Consider the following 13645-nt stretch of genomic DNA (forward strand, 5'->3'; position numbering starts at 1 on the left):
CGGGCGGCGCAGGCCCGCACGCCGTGGCCTTCTCGATCGGCCGTACGTGCGCGTCGGCCGCCTGCACGCTGGGCCCGGTGCCGGTGGGCCGGCACAAGGTCCCCTCTTAAGATTCCGAACATCAAGCCCCTCAAGGGAGAAATCTGTCATGAGCAGCACCGATAGCGGCAAGTACGAGGGATTCACGGCCGAGGAGCGGGCCGCGATGAAGGAGCACGCCAAAGAGGGGAAGAAGGCGGCGCGCCGCGGCTCGAAGGCGGACAAGGCGGCGGAGGCGGCGCGGGACGTGCTCGCGAAGATCGCCGAGATGCAGGACTCGGATCGGATCATGGCCGAACGCGTCCACGCCGTCATCACGGCCACCGCGCCGGCCCTCGCGCCGAAGCTCTGGTACGGGATGCCCGCCTACGCGCTGGACGGCAAGATCGTCTGCCACTTCCAGGGCGCGGAGAAGTTCAAGACGCGCTACGCCACGCTCGGGTTCAGCGACCAGGCGAAGCTGGACGACGGCCCGATGTGGGCGGCCGGTTTCGCCCTGACCGAGGTGACGCTCGAGGTGGAGGCACAGATCGCTGCGCTCGTGAAGCAGGCGGTGAGCTGAGGCGCGCTCGGTGAACGACCGGATCGACCCCGGAGACTCCCTGGCTGATCGGTGCTGCCGGTCAGTCGAGGTCGGCGAAGAGGTGGCGGCTGACGAAGTCGTTGGTGAAGGTGCCGTTCGGGTCGTAGTGGCGGGCGAGGGCGTGGAAGTCCGATAGCCGCGGATACCTGGAGCGCAAGGCGTCGGCCGGGGTGGTGAAGAGCTTGCCCCAGTGCGGTCGGGCGCCGAACGGCTCCAGTCGCTCCTCCAGGAGCCCGATCACGGGGAGCACGGCGTCGGAGTCCTTGACCCAGGTGAAGTGGATCGCCACCGTGTCCTCGCCGTAGGCCGTGCTCATCCACAGGTCGTCCGCCGCGACCGTCCGGACCTCGCAGACCTGCAGGACGGCGGCGACCCGGTCGCGGACCTCGTTGACCGCGTGGAGCGCGTCGACGGCGTGCCGGTGCGGCAGGAGGAACTCCGTTTGCAGCTCATCGCCGCTGCTGCTCGGGGCGAAATCGGGCCGGAAGTGCGGCAGCCGTTCGAACCACGGGCCGGGAACGCCCAGCTGCTCGGTGCAGGCAACGGCGGACATACCGGGGACCGGATGCCGCGGCCCGTCGGCGGGCCGGGCGCCGAACCAGTCCTCGGCCATGGGACGCTCGGCCGCCGGATCGACGCGTTCCTTCACCCACACCTGGTCCATGCGCGGCGCACGCCAGGTCGTGAAGAGGCTGACGCTGTACGCGCCGGAGACGACGTCGGAGAAGTGCTCGTCCAGGACCTCCAGCGGCAGACCCTCATAGACCCGCTGCCGCATCTCGAAGGCCGGCTCGACGTCCAGCGTCACGCTGACGACGATCCCGAGGGCACCGAGTCCGACGACGGCCCCGTTGAACCGATCACCGTCCCGCTCCCGGCTCAGCGAGACGAGGTCGCCGCCGGCCGTGACGATCTCCAGCCCGGAGACCGCCGTGGCGAGGTTGCCGTTCCCGTCGCCCGAGCCGTGCGTCGCCGTCGCGATCGAGCCGGCGACAGAGATGTGCGGCAGGGAGGCGAGGTTGTGCAGGGCGTATCCCTCGTCGTGCAGTCGGCGGCTCAGCTCGGCGTACCGCACATTGGCACCGACCTTCACCCGGCCGGCGGCGCCGTCGATCTCGATCGTCGGGGGCAGCTTCGCCAGCGAGATCAGGCTGCCGGGCGTGTCGGCGATGTCGTTGAACGAGTGCCCGCTGCCCAGTACCCGGAGCTTCGAGTCGTGTGCGGCCAGGCTCCGTACCTCCTCGAGTGAGGCCGGATGGCAGACCTCCTCCGCCTGGAACACGATGTTCCCCGACCAGTTCCACACGCCCTCGGCCACCGGACCACGCACCCTTCGTCCGCCCAGACCGCCCTATGCGATCAAAAAACGCCCAAGTCGCACCATAAGCCCTGAAGGCCGGACCGGCATCGCGGAAAATCCGTTGCTCGCGGCCGATGCCGGATGGTGTACTCCCGGCGAACCACTGGTCGACCGAGGAGATGGTCATGCGCCCTGCGTTCATGTCCCCCCAGCAGGCAATCGCCACCTACGCAGAGGACATGACGCTTCGTGCGACCCTTCCGACGACCGGCCCGGAGAGACGCCGGTAGGACCCCGCCGACCACCGTCCTGGGCTGCCTGCGCCCGGGACCCCGCGCGGGTGCCGCGCTCGTCGCCGCTGTCACGGCCGCGACCGTGCTCCCGCTCGCCGCGCCCCAGATCACCCGGCGTTTCGTCGACGACGCGATCGGCGGCGCCGGTACCCGGCATCTGGCGTTCGTCGCCGTCGGCTACCTGGCCCTCGCCGTCGCCGGGCAGGCCGCCCGGACACTGACCGCCTGGCTGGCGAGCCGCCTCGCCTGGGACGGCACCAACCGCCTCCGCGAGAGGCTGGCCGAGCACGCGCTCGGTCTCGACATGGCCTTCCACGGGCGGCGCACGCCCGGCGAGATGATCGAACGGGTCGATGGCGACGTCGTCGCCATCGCCGAGTTCGTCGTCGCCTTCCTGCTGGACGTCGTGGCCGGCGTCCTGCTGCTCGCGGGCGTGCTCGTCGTCGTGCTGACCGTCGATCCGCGCGTCGGGGCCGCGCTGCTGGCGTACTGCGTGCTGATCGGGTTCGCGATGGCCCGTGCGCAGAAGATGGCCGTGCCCTCGGCCGCCCGCTCCCGGGCGCAGTACGCGGCGCTGTACGGCGACATCGAGGAACGGCTGGCCGGTGTGGAGGACATCCGTGCGAACGGCGCCGGCGAGCACGCCGTGAACCGCGTCCACCGGACGAGCGGGCGCATGTACCGCGCGGAGTTCCGGTCCGAACGGATCGGCAGCGGTCTCCTCGCTGGAACGTCGCTGGCGTTCGCGGTGGGCACGGCGCTGGTGATCGGCCTCGCCGCGTGGGGCCGTCGGTCCGGTGCGTTCACCGTGGGCACCGGCGTGCTGTTGTTCCAGTACACGCAGATGGTGCGGACGCCGTTCGAGCGGCTGATCGACCAGCTGCGGCAGTACCAGGCGGCCCTGGCGGGCGTCGCCCGGGTCCGGGACCTGCTGGCCGAACGCCGTACGCTGCCCGAACCCGCCGACCCACGGCCGCTGGCCGCGTCCGGCCCGCTCGGCCTGCGCCTGGACGGCGTGGGCTTCGCGTACGCCGACGACGGCGAGCCGGTCGTGTCCGGAATCGACGTCACGCTCGCACCCGGCGAGACACTCGGCCTGGTCGGCCGTACGGGCAGCGGGAAGACCACCATCGCCCGGCTGATCCTGCGCCTGTACGACCCGACCGAGGGCGCGGTCCTCATCGGCGGACTGGACCTGCGCGACGCCGACCCGGCGTCCGTACGGCGGCGGATCGGCGTCGTGACCCAGGACGTGCAGCTGTTCGCCGCGAGCGTCCGGGACAACCTCACACTGTTCCGGCCGACGCTCGCCGACGACGACCGTCTCCGGGAGATCCTCGCCGAGGTCGGTCTCGGCGACTGGCTGGCGGGCCTCCCCGACGGGCTCGACACCGCGCTGGGCGGCGACGCGACCGGGGTGTCGGCCGGTGAGGCGCAGCTGCTGGCGTTCGCCCGGGTGTTCCTCACCGACCCCGGCCTCGTGGTGCTGGACGAGGCGTCGAGCCGGCTCGATCCGGCGACGGAGCGGCGCATCGAGCGGGTCGTCGACCGGCTCCTCGCCGACCGGACCGGTGTGCTCATCGCGCACCGCCTGTCCTCCCTGGCGCGGGTGGACCGGATCGCGGTCGTCGAGGGCGGCCGGATCGTCGAGTACGGCCGCCGCGAGGAGCTCGCGGTGGACCCCGGCAGCCGGTTCGCGCGGCTCCTGAGCGCGGCGGAGGTGGCGCGATGAGGCCCGTACCGTTCGTGATGTCCCGCCTCACCCGTTCCTCCGGGCTGGGCCGCTATGTGGCCGGTGGCCTGCTGTGGCTGCCGCCGTACCTCTTCCCCATCGGCGGCGGTCTGCTGCTGAAGGCGGTGTTCGACGAGCTCAGCGGGGACCGTACGGTCGATCTGCGGGCGGCTCTGTGGCTCTGCGCAGCGTTCGTCGGGCTGGAGGTCGTCCGCGGCGTGGTGTTCGTCACCGCGTGGGCGTACGGCGTCTACTGGTGGATTGCGGCGGCGACCACGCTGCGCGTCAACGTGCTGCGCTCGATCCTCACCGCGCGCGGAACCGCCGCGGATCGGCTGCCGCACTCGTCGGGCGAGGCGGTCGCGCGGCTACGCGACGACGTCGACGACCTCGTCCAGGTCACCGACGACCTGGTGGACCTGACCGGCACCGCGCTGTTCGGCCTCACCGCCCTGGCGATCATGGTGGCGATCGACCCCGCCGTCACACTCGCGCTGGCGCTGCCGATGATCGCCGCCGGTGTGCTGAGCCGGCTGCTCGGCGGGCTCATCCGGCGACTCCACCGTCGCGCCCGGGAACTCGGCGCCGTGGTGACGGCCCACATCGGCGAGACGTTCGCCGGCATCCTGGCGATCAAGACGGCCGGGGCCGAGGACGCGGTGCTGCGGCGCCTCCGCGACCACAACCGCCGACGGCGGAACGCCGCTGTCAAGGACCGGCTGACCACCGACCTCCTCGACACCGCGACGGGCGCGACCGTCGAGATCGGCATCGGCCTCGTCCTGCTCATCGCCGCCCCCGCGATGCACCGCGGCGACTTCACGGTGGGCGACCTCGCGCTGTTCACCACCTATGTCGGATGGCTTACGGCGCTGCCGCGCTCGGCCGGAACGTTCCTGTACCGGCTGCCCCAGGCCTCGGTCGCCGTCGAACGCCTCCGCCGGCTCATGGCCCCGTACGAGGACGTCGAAGACCTGGCCCGGGTCAGCGGCGTGTGGTTCCGCCGCGAGCCGCCGCCCGTCCTGCCGCCACCGCCCCACCACGACGACCCACTGCGAGTCCTCGAGGCCCACGGGCTGACGGTGCCCGACCGCCTGCACACCGTCGATCTGCGGATCGAGCACGGATCGTTCACCGTCATCACCGGTGCCGTCGGAGCGGGCAAGACCACCCTCGTACGGGCGCTGCTCGGCCTGGTGCCGCTCGACGCCGGGACGATCACCTGGAACGACCGGCACGTCGACGACCCGGGCACGTACCTCGTCCCCGGACGCGTCGCGTACGCGAGCCAGGTCCCCCGGCTGTTCTCCGACTCGCTCCGGGAGAACATCCTGCTCGGCCGGCCGGCGGACGACGACCGGCTCGCGACCGCGGTCGGACTCGCGGTGTTCGACAAGGACCTGGTCGGCATGCCGGACGGCCTCGGTACCGTCGTCGGCCCTCGCGGCGTACGGCTGTCGGGCGGCCAGGTACAGCGGGCGACGGCCGCGCGCGCCCTCATGCGGTCGCCGGACCTGCTCGTCGTCGACGACCTGTCCTCCGCGCTGGACGTCGAGACGGAGAAACTCCTCTGGGACCGGCTCGCCGACGCCACCCGGGACGGGCGCGGGCCCGCGACGCTGCTGGTCGTGTCCCACCGCCGCGCGGCCCTCGAACGCGCCGACCAGATCCTCGTCCTCGACCGCGGCCGCGTCGTCGGCTGCGGGCCGCTGGACGAGTTGCTGGAGGGCTGCCCGGAAATGCGGCGCCTGTGGACGGACGAACTCATCACCGAAGCCGAGGAACAGGCGGACGTCCACTGATCCGGTCCCAGACGGGTGGGCGTCGGCCCACCCGCCTGGGACCTCAGCCGAGCAGCTCGGTGTGCGCGACATCGAGGAGGTCGGCCGAAAGTCGTCAGCCCTTCAATCCAACTCGTCCCGGCCGGCGTACGGAAGTCATTTCACTCGTCGTCGCGTGTCACAACGACCGTCGAAAGTTCCACGCAGTTACCACCATCGTTGCCACTACGGCTCGACTTGCGCCATGTCACGTCGTCCAACGTTCCGCCGCCTTCTCGATCAGCTCTATTGACGCCTTGACGGATAGCGCCTGCGACCGCAGTGATTCCCAGGCTGCGGTGAGCCGCGCCAGGTCCTCCCGACTGTCGGTGACGAAGCCGCGCGCCGCCGTCTCCACGTAGGCTACTGCGGCACCGTCGGACATTGTGGCGAGCACCCAAGCGCCTTGTACGCCCGCATGATTCTCCTGGGGCACGATCTGAACGGTGACCGTGGGCGAGATGATGCTTATCAGGTGCCGAAGTTGTTCGCGCATCACGCGCGGAGAGCCGATTTCGCGGTAGAGCACTGACTCGTCGAGTACGACGTGGAGCGCTGGCGGACTGTCGCCGACGAGAATGCCTTGGCGCTCGATGCGGACCGCCGCAGCCGTTTCGTCGCCGTAAAGCATCGCGGTCGCGTACTCCGGGGTCTGGAGGAGGCCGTAGATGACGTTCGGCTCGAAGGCGCGCAGGATGGTCGCGCTTGCCTCGAGCGGCACCCAGTCGCGGAAGTAGACCGGGAACCCGTTGCCCCTGCGGTAGTCCAGGAGCCGGGCCAGGGCACCGCCGGTCTGCAGGCGTTCGTCGCACGCCTCCGCGAACTTCTCGGCCGCCGGGGTCTGCCCCGTCTCGATCTGGCTGATCAGCGACTTGGAGTAGGTGATCTCGTCGGCCAGCTCCTGTTGCGTGAGCCCCGCGCCCTGGCGATAGTGCCGCAGCTCACGCCCCCATATCGCCATCGGCGTAAATTTCATGGCACGCCCCGTATGCCGGAATTACTCGATGTTCAATGCGTGGAATCCGGGATCCGGATCTATCGCAGAGCTTACGGATTGTCAGCGGCAATGGTGTCGGATTCGACGAAAGGCCGCGACGCTGGAGGGCTAACAGCCACTCCAGAGAGGAATCCGGCCGTGCCACACGAAGACGTCCACACTCACCCAGAAGATCGAGTGACGATGACGAAAGAGGAGGCGCATCGGCTCATGTATCGCCTCGCGGATGCGTGCAGGCAACGAGGGCTCGACGCCCTCCAGCTCGCGCCCACACGCGTCCGCGTATCGCCTCCCGACGCCGCACACCCGGAGATGACAGAGATCATCACTCTCAAAGCGGGCGAGGACGGCCGGCTCTTCTTTCATTGGAGCTGGGACGAGAAGATCTGCCCGGCGGACGACCTCGAATGGGCGGCCCACGTGATCAAAAACGTGGTCGCTCCGGAGGCCATGCCATGAATCCACCGGAGCTCACGCCCGAAGAACGTCTGATGCGATCGCTCGAGGACTTCCGTAGGGCGCTCTACGGCCGCCGGACGGTCGGTGTGCTGCGCATCGCGGATCTCGCCCACCTCCGCGTCCTGATCGACAGGTATCCCACCGAGGCACGAGAGATGCTCGCGACTACGTGTCGCGAGAGTGATCGTCGGCAATCGATGCCACGCTACCCTCACTGATCACCGGTGATCAGACGCGCTCTCTCGTCTGCGGGTCTTGTTCTGTTTCCAGAACAACGGGCCCGGCAGGTCGACCCGGTGGGCGCGGGCACGCGAGTTCCACGACCAGCGCCCGATCTTGATGGTCCACGAGGAAAAACCGTGCTCGGTGAAATTGAGGATCAGGGGACTGAACTTCTGGCTCTTGCGGAACATCACGCCCATCGTCGTGCTCCCTCCATGACTCGACCGCAAATGTCGCAGAAATGCCCCGTACGTTACTCATCAAACGCACACCCCCGCCGACCTCGGATTACGCCGCTTCGCTCACGGCGGCCATCCCAAGAACGGACTGTCAGCGCTCGCCGGGGCCTTGGAGGATGGCGGTGAAGCGCTCGTCGGCGCGGTCGAGTTGGCGCATGATGTGCAGCCGGATCGGGGCCGTCAGTGGGGTGTCGGGGCGGTTGACCAGTTCTTTCAGCTCCGGGACGAGCGGGCGGTACTTCATGGCGAGTTTGCGGAGCTTCGGGCCGGTGGTGTGAATGAGCCCGACACCGTTGTCGGTGAAGTCGGACACCTTGATGACCCGGGCCGCGGGGTGGCGGTCCAGGCTGGCGACGACATGCGCTCGATACTGAGCGTGAACGTCGCGGGTCCGGTCGTACGTCGGGTTCGTCACGGCACGTACGAGCCCGGCGACGCGTGGACCGAACTCGGCGGACAGGACGTCCAGGGCCGTCTCGGTGGGGTCGTCGTGGCCCTCGCCCGCGAGTTCGACGGGATGGTCCTCGACGGAGTCGTGCAGGAGGGCGGCGACGAGGATGTCGACGTCGTTCACCTCGTAGTGGCACATCACCCGCAGTGTGACGCGCAGCAGATGGTTGACCACGGGTTCGCGCGCCCGGCGGTCCTGGCGGTGGAGGTCGCTCGCCAGTGACAGCGCCTTGTTGAGCCGGCGCCAGTCCGGCTCCGCGAACCGTTCGATCTCACGGGAGAACCGATCGCGCAGGCCGGCCTCGCCGTACACCTCGGTGATCGTGTGCAATGGAAGTGTCTGCAGGTAACTGGGCACCGTGCTCCCCTCTCACGGGGCGAAGCCTCACCTGGGAGCGTTCGGCCGTCCCGTGTGAAAACTGGGACGCCGCAAAGGATCAGCCGGTTCCGGGCCCGGGCGGGCCGGGCGGCGGCCCTCCGGGACCCGCGGGCGGCTGCCAGCCCTGGGGAGCCGGGCCGCCTGGTCCCGGCGGCGCGTACGGCGGGGCGCCCATTCCCGGACCGGGCTGGGCCGGCCCGTGCGGAGGGGGCTGGTTCCAGTAGCCCTGCGGTGGAACGGGAGCGGCGGCAGTACGTGTCGTTCTCGAGACGCCCACCGCGGTGAGCACCGCCGCCGCCGCGATCGGCACGAGGTTGAGCAGGAGCGAACCGGCCGTCTGGAGGGTGAAGTAGTCGGTGAACGTACTGGCGTTCACCGGGAGGTGGTGAAGGAGCCAGATGACCGGGCGAGCGATCAGGTCACCGATGATGCCGGCGATCAGTGCGACCAGGCCGGCCACCGCCGCGAGGCCGTAGTGCCTGGGGCGGCCCAAGATGGTGGCGCCGCCGACGAGGGCACCGATGACCAGACCTTGCAACCCGCCAAGGAAGTAGTACACCGCTTGGCTCGACGTCTTTACCGTGTAGGAGAGGACGAGGTTCATGGCGAACTCCGCCACCACGCCCACGACGCCGCCGAGAACGAGGAAGAGGGGGGCGGTGGTGCTCCCGCCTCGGGTTTGATGATGCATCACCGCGCCACCTTCCGTATCGCGGGCACTATAGCGTCATACGCAGCGAAAAGGTCATGTGCCAATGCGTGCGGCTCTCAACGAGGGGCCTCACCCCGCGGGCTGATCAGGACGAACTGCTCTTCCGTAGCGTCGCAGGGGCGCTGGATGACTTCGGCGCCCTGGTCCGCCATCGCGGGATCGAGACCGAGGCAGTCCTGGGACGGCCCGGCGAGCGACCGTAGCCGGAACGACGGCCGGGTCGACGCTCGCTCCACCGAAAAGCGTTGGTCGGGCGCCGAGTCACTACACGGCCTCAGCCGTACGACGGTGTGCTCCAATGGGCTGTTCAAGCTGAGGCAGGACCTCTTTCCGGCGCGCTGTGAGGCGGACTGGATCTGGTACGTGCTGCCGCCGAGCATGCGGATCCAGAAACGCTGCTCGTCGTTGCTCATCGTGCACGTCCACTGAATCACGATGGGTTGCCAATTGCGATCGTTGCCGATGTCGAGGCACTTGTCGCCATGATCGGTGGTCGATACCGGCTTGATCCGGTACCAGCCGTCCGACGGCCCCGTGCGGGCGGGCGCGGCTGCGCCCAGTGCCGGGCGGCCATGGTTCTTCTCGGTTCCGAACAGACCGGTCGCGGTTCCGATGGTGACCAGCAGAGCGCCGGTGCCGTGTCCATGGAAGCGACATGGAGTTCAGCCGGTGCTCCGCTTCGAAGAAGCGGCGGAGGGATTCTTCGGTCTGGAAGGTGGCGAGCGCCTCATGGCACTCGGCGGCGACCTGCGGCAGACGCCAGAGGCAGAGCGGGTAGCGGTGGCAGGTTTCGATGAACAGCTGAAGACCTTGTCGCCCCGTCAACTCCTCATCGCTGTCGAAGACGACTCCGATCTGCCCGAAGTAGTCGTCGAGCAACTCATTCAGTTGCGGAAAACGGCAACTGAGCTCCCAGCTCGTCGGGATCGCGGTAGCCAGCTTCGACGCGTGTCCGCGCTTCCAAAAATCGACATGATCGGCAATTTCTCGAAGAACCGCCGGCATTTCCACGGGCGACGTGTTCCGGGGAAAGTTCTCGACTTGCTCGGGTAGGTCGTGCTCGGAGCCGGAGGCGAACACGTCCGCGGCCGAGCGAAGTTGCTCCGCGACCTCGTAGAGGGTCCTGCCGCCTCGCTGCTCGGCAGCCCATAGGGCTCGGATGGCCGGTTCAAGGGCCTCATCCCGCTCCTCCACGTCGGCGGGGATGCCTTCGTGCTCGAAGGCAGAGAGCAGGAGCCTGGCACCGTGGAGGCGGTAGTAGTCGCCGTTCGACATTGGCTTCTTTCGCAGAGTCCTGGATCCCGCGCCTATCAGGCCGGGCCCAGGTCGGCGGACAGCCAGTGTTCCGGACGCATGTAGATGGCGCTGTGCTCGCCGAGCTGCGTGCGTTCGTACTCCAGGAAATCGGCGACCTTGTCCGGTGGTAGGTACCGCGCCGCCATCTCCCGCGAACGCTCGACGCTGGCTGCGGCGGTCCTGATCACTGGCCCCTCCACCGACACGTAGCGGACGGTCGGCTCGGTCCGCTGCACCATCAGGCTGAACCGGCCCGCGGCGTCGATCGCACGGGCCTTCCGCGAGCCGGGCTCCGTGAGCACCCACAGCTCACCGCCCGGGCTGTACTGGTACCAGATCGGGACGGTGAGCGGCGCACGATCCGGCCTCTCGACCACCGACAACGCACCGATGTGGGGTTCTGCCAGGAACTGTTCCCGTTCTTCTACCGAGAGCGCCATAGTCCTGGATGCTAGCCAGCGGGTCTGTCAAAACCCCTTCTCGTCACCGCATGAGGTGGGTCGATGGCAGACGGGCAGGCGAGCGCTACCCGAGGGGCCCGAAGTAGCTGTGGAAGGTGATGTCGCCGACGCGAACGGAGTCGCCTTTCGTCGCATTACCCTGTTCATCTGTCGTGAGGGCGGTGACGTAGGACAGCTGGGTTGAGCGGTCACCCGCCTTGAGAGACGGCGGATCGTGCTCTGACTCCGCCAGGAACCGCCTGGGGTGGTCGATCGAGACATCCCGGGAAAGAGGTGGGTCCGCCCGAACGGAGAGTCCCACATCGGCGTCGACGGTGGGGGCGCGACCGGCATTCCCCGGGTCCCAGCCATTGGGCCGTGGTTCGAGGTGTGTCCAGGTAATGACCAATGAACCGAAGCGTACCGGTCCGGGCACGATCGGTTGCACATCCCATCCAAGCGAACTTGCGCCCATCATGGGCCCCAGAAGGATAGGCGCATCTTTATACAATGTCATTTCACGCAAATTACGACGCGACTGGCGAGAGTAGTACTGCGTTTCCTTTAGGTCCATGCGAGGCGGCTGCGGTTGCCCGAGCACTTGGCCCAGAACACCCGACTCCACAAGAAGACTTTTCACCAGGCCGGCCGCCTCCATAACGCCGCCGCGGGCCTGGGCCGCTTCGTCCTCAACGCGTTTCCAGAATCGGCGGTTCTTCGAAGCACCCTCCTGTTCCAATCGGAGCGCCACCTTCCCGTGCGCCTCCCCAAAGGCGGCGCACAGGTCAAGCGCCGTCGCAGTGACCGCGCCGTTCAGCTGCGCCCATGCCGTCTTCGCCGCGTCCGGGCGCCCCAGCGCGATGGCGGACAGCAGGACGTAGCGCTCGGCCACCGCGGTCTGCAGCGACGAACGCGCGGAAACGGCCGCCTCCCGGAATCGCTCCCGTGCGTTGGTCAACTCCTCGGTTCGCGCAAGGGGGTCGTGGGCCGCGCCCGCTTCCAGCAGGCCGCGCAGACCCAACGCAAGCGACACCTGGTATCGCTGGTCCAAGACCTCGTCGAGTCGCCGCTCAATGCCGCTCAACTGCTGCTCTATCCCGGCCAGGCGCTCAGTCAGCCGATCCTCACTGGCGGCCAAGGTTCCAAAGAGCTCACTCGCAAGGTCGCCGAGACCCTGCCGGCCGGTGAGCGAACCGACCACCCGCTGCACCCCGTACTTCCCAACAAGAACAGTGACCGCCGTCAGCGCCTCCACGACCCACATACAACAGCCCGGCACCGCCCGAACACAACCCGGCGCGTGCCCCTCCCCACGCTCCCCCGACCACCAGCATCACGGCCAGGGCAGCTGGAACTTCATCCTGCCGGCGAACCCCGCCGAACACACCTGACGGGACTGGCGACGCCGACCGGGCAGGACAGGCCGGTGCCGCCGACGCCGCAGTAGCCGTTCGGGTTCTTGGCGTCCGACAAATACCGCTGGTGGAAGCGATCCACGAGGGTACTCCTTCCATCGGGCCATCGCTGTCCCGAGATCAACCGCTCAGCCTGCCCAGATGATGTCGATGATCCGCAGGGTCTCGGTCTGCTCGTGAACGATGAAGGTCAGCATGCCCTGGTCATCCGTGCCGAAGAACGCGTGTCTCACGAGCGACTGGCCCGGACGTTCCGGCACCGCGTCCCACGGGTTCGCTAGAAGCTCCAGGAGGCGGTCCAGCAGTGGCCCGTTCCGCACCTCTTCGGGCAGGCCGTTCAGCTCATAAAGAGCACGCCCGTGGAAGCCGTCGAACTTATAGGTCACACCCGGCCTTCCCAGTCCGGCGGGCTGTATCGGACAAAGGCATCGGCGCGCCCCTGGACCGCGTCCTGGACGGCCTCCTCGTAACCCGGCCGGGCGTAGGCGATCGCGCGCAGACGCCATCGTCTCAGCAGGGTTCGCACCTGCTTGAACCGCGCGAGATCGTGTGCCGCGTCGAGGGCCTGATCGTACTCGGCTCGGAACTGGGCACGATGTGACGCCGGAAGCAGCTCGAAGATCGCAGCCGGGTCGTCGCCCGGGTCCAGCGTCCCGACAGGCTCCATGGGTTCGGCAGTCATGCGTTCAATCTACAGCGCGACCCGGACCTTCCGCCTCCAGCGCCACAAACGTTCGCCCACGTAGCGCGGGCGGACGTGATCAGCCGTCGGCGGGTGCGACGCCCACCGGGCAACTCAGACCCGTACCTCCGACGCCGCAGTAGCCGTTCGGGTTCTTGGCGTCCGACAAATACTGCTGGTGGTAGTACTTTGCTCTGGTAGACGGACATCCACTGTGCTCGTACGGCGGACAGCGTAGAGCCGGTAGGCGGATAGATCAGGTGCCGGTTAGACGGACAGCGGGTGCAGGCGCACGGACAACGAAAGTGCCGTCGCCGACCTCACCTTGGGCAGGGCTAAGGCGCTGGTCGTCTCGTTCCCAGGATCTTGCGTTGAGCGGCCGGTGGGAGGTGTCCTACGTGTCCAGTGCAAAGTCATCTGGAGTGGGTTCTCACCGGCGATCGGAGTCCTGGATCGGACTGGGAAGATCAGCCGAGCGTGAACGTCCTGGCGCGGATACGGCGCTGGCTGGGAGGGTGTGCCTCATGGAGGACTTGCGGGACGCCGAGCGCCGACTTCAGACCGCGCAGCTCGCTGGAGATGTCGAG

The 13645-nt window shown here is 68.4% G+C and carries 17 protein-coding genes and 1 pseudogene; 5 read left to right on the forward strand and 13 right to left on the reverse strand.

What is annotated here, in order from left to right; genetic code table 11:
- Nucleotides 1-148 precede the first annotated feature (148 nt).
- Entirely contained in the window at nt 149-601 is a 453-nt protein-coding gene (locus tag AB0I04_RS47370) for a DUF1801 domain-containing protein (RefSeq protein WP_360900710.1), read from the forward strand.
- Nucleotides 602-662: 61 nt separating this feature from the next.
- Here the strand turns inward: AB0I04_RS47370 and AB0I04_RS47375 are convergent, their stop codons facing one another.
- On the reverse strand, nt 663-1952 hold the full coding sequence (locus tag AB0I04_RS47375) for a D-arabinono-1,4-lactone oxidase (protein ID WP_360900713.1): 1290 nt from the start codon (nt 1950-1952) through the stop codon (nt 663-665).
- A 219-nt stretch (nt 1953-2171) separates the two neighbouring features.
- Here AB0I04_RS47375 and AB0I04_RS47380 point away from each other — a divergent pair, with 219 nt between their 5' ends.
- The gene (locus tag AB0I04_RS47380; protein ID WP_360900716.1) at nt 2172-3947 is read left to right on the forward strand and encodes an ABC transporter ATP-binding protein; all 1776 of its coding nucleotides are present in this window, start codon (nt 2172-2174) and stop codon (nt 3945-3947) included.
- Nucleotides 3944-5749, forward strand: coding sequence for an ABC transporter ATP-binding protein (locus AB0I04_RS47385; protein ID WP_360900719.1), 1806 nt, complete (start codon nt 3944-3946; stop codon nt 5747-5749). Before AB0I04_RS47380 ends, AB0I04_RS47385 begins: the two co-directional genes overlap by 4 nt.
- A 140-nt stretch (nt 5750-5889) precedes the next feature.
- On the opposite strand, the gene AB0I04_RS47390 is transcribed toward AB0I04_RS47385, so the two are convergent.
- Both AB0I04_RS47390 and AB0I04_RS47395 read right to left on the reverse strand, forming a co-directional pair.
- Nucleotides 5890-5979: a DUF397 domain-containing protein gene (locus AB0I04_RS47390; protein WP_360900752.1), complete on the reverse strand. Its 90-nt coding sequence runs from the start codon at nt 5977-5979 to the stop codon at nt 5890-5892.
- A complete protein-coding gene (locus AB0I04_RS47395) occupies nt 5976-6743 on the reverse strand; it encodes a helix-turn-helix transcriptional regulator (protein ID WP_360900722.1) in 768 nt (255 codons plus the stop codon). Before AB0I04_RS47395 ends, AB0I04_RS47390 begins: the two co-directional genes overlap by 4 nt.
- A 39-nt stretch (nt 6744-6782) precedes the next feature.
- Between AB0I04_RS47395 and AB0I04_RS47400 the strand changes: the two genes are divergently transcribed.
- The gene (locus AB0I04_RS47400; protein WP_360900726.1) at nt 6783-7223 is read left to right on the forward strand and encodes a hypothetical protein; all 441 of its coding nucleotides are present in this window, start codon (nt 6783-6785) and stop codon (nt 7221-7223) included.
- Nucleotides 7224-7441: 218 nt separating this feature from the next.
- Here the strand turns inward: AB0I04_RS47400 and AB0I04_RS47405 are convergent, their stop codons facing one another.
- The 4 genes from AB0I04_RS47405 to AB0I04_RS47420 form a co-directional block, all read right to left on the reverse strand.
- Nucleotides 7442-7645: a hypothetical protein gene (locus tag AB0I04_RS47405; protein ID WP_360900729.1), complete on the reverse strand. Its 204-nt coding sequence runs from the start codon at nt 7643-7645 to the stop codon at nt 7442-7444.
- Nucleotides 7646-7775: 130 nt separating this feature from the next.
- Nucleotides 7776-8492, reverse strand: a complete 717-nt coding sequence (locus AB0I04_RS47410; RefSeq protein ID WP_360900732.1) for an HD domain-containing protein — start codon at nt 8490-8492, stop codon at nt 7776-7778.
- A gap of 79 nt (nt 8493-8571) precedes the next feature.
- A complete protein-coding gene (locus tag AB0I04_RS47415) occupies nt 8572-9207 on the reverse strand; it encodes a hypothetical protein (protein WP_360900734.1) in 636 nt (211 codons plus the stop codon).
- A gap of 74 nt (nt 9208-9281) precedes the next feature.
- Nucleotides 9282-9851 carry an RICIN domain-containing protein gene (locus tag AB0I04_RS47420; protein ID WP_360900755.1) on the reverse strand — a complete coding sequence of 190 codons (570 nt, stop codon included), beginning with the start codon at nt 9849-9851 and terminating at the stop codon, nt 9282-9284.
- A 43-nt stretch (nt 9852-9894) separates the two neighbouring features.
- On the opposite strand from AB0I04_RS47420, the gene AB0I04_RS47425 reads away from it, so the two are divergent.
- Nucleotides 9895-10278, forward strand: a complete 384-nt coding sequence (locus AB0I04_RS47425; RefSeq protein ID WP_360900737.1) for a hypothetical protein — start codon at nt 9895-9897, stop codon at nt 10276-10278.
- Nucleotides 10279-10535: 257 nt separating this feature from the next.
- Here the strand turns inward: AB0I04_RS47425 and AB0I04_RS47430 are convergent, their stop codons facing one another.
- The 6 genes and pseudogenes from AB0I04_RS47430 to AB0I04_RS47455 form a co-directional block, all read right to left on the reverse strand.
- The gene (locus tag AB0I04_RS47430) at nt 10536-10961 is read right to left on the reverse strand and encodes a pyridoxamine 5'-phosphate oxidase family protein (protein ID WP_360900740.1); all 426 of its coding nucleotides are present in this window, start codon (nt 10959-10961) and stop codon (nt 10536-10538) included.
- Between the two features lie 85 nt (nt 10962-11046).
- Entirely contained in the window at nt 11047-12216 is a 1170-nt protein-coding gene (locus AB0I04_RS47435; RefSeq protein ID WP_360900743.1) for a hypothetical protein, read from the reverse strand.
- A 101-nt stretch (nt 12217-12317) separates the two neighbouring features.
- Nucleotides 12318-12458, reverse strand: coding sequence for a hypothetical protein (locus AB0I04_RS47440; protein WP_360900758.1), 141 nt, complete (start codon nt 12456-12458; stop codon nt 12318-12320).
- 46 nt (nt 12459-12504) lie between these two features.
- Entirely contained in the window at nt 12505-12762 is a 258-nt protein-coding gene (locus tag AB0I04_RS47445) for a hypothetical protein (protein WP_360900746.1), read from the reverse strand.
- On the reverse strand, nt 12759-13058 hold the full coding sequence (locus AB0I04_RS47450) for a DUF6247 family protein (RefSeq protein WP_360900749.1): 300 nt from the start codon (nt 13056-13058) through the stop codon (nt 12759-12761). Before AB0I04_RS47450 ends, AB0I04_RS47445 begins: the two co-directional genes overlap by 4 nt.
- A gap of 79 nt (nt 13059-13137) precedes the next feature.
- Nucleotides 13138-13251: pseudogene (locus AB0I04_RS47455) on the reverse strand (peptide-methionine (S)-S-oxide reductase); the annotation flags it as partial.
- Nucleotides 13252-13645 lie beyond the last annotated feature (394 nt).

This window comes from Actinoallomurus sp. NPDC050550 (assembly GCF_040655075.1).
Lineage (GTDB): Bacteria > Actinomycetota > Actinomycetes > Streptosporangiales > Streptosporangiaceae > Actinoallomurus.

Bases quoted from the DNA above. Each gene is read 5' to 3' on its own strand.
- AB0I04_RS47370 (WP_360900710.1), top strand. From the start codon at position 149: ATGAGCAGCACCGATAGCGGCAAGTACGAGGGATTCACGGCCGAGGAG.
- AB0I04_RS47385 (WP_360900719.1), top strand. From the start codon at position 3,944: ATGAGGCCCGTACCGTTCGTGATGTCCCGCCTCACCCGTTCCTCCGGG.
- AB0I04_RS47395 (WP_360900722.1), bottom strand. From the start codon at position 6,743: ATGAAATTTACGCCGATGGCGATATGGGGGCGTGAGCTGCGGCACTAT.
- AB0I04_RS47405 (WP_360900729.1), bottom strand. From the start codon at position 7,645: ATGGGCGTGATGTTCCGCAAGAGCCAGAAGTTCAGTCCCCTGATCCTC.
- AB0I04_RS47430 (WP_360900740.1), bottom strand. From the start codon at position 10,961: ATGGCGCTCTCGGTAGAAGAACGGGAACAGTTCCTGGCAGAACCCCAC.
- AB0I04_RS47450 (WP_360900749.1), bottom strand. From the start codon at position 13,058: ATGACTGCCGAACCCATGGAGCCTGTCGGGACGCTGGACCCGGGCGAC.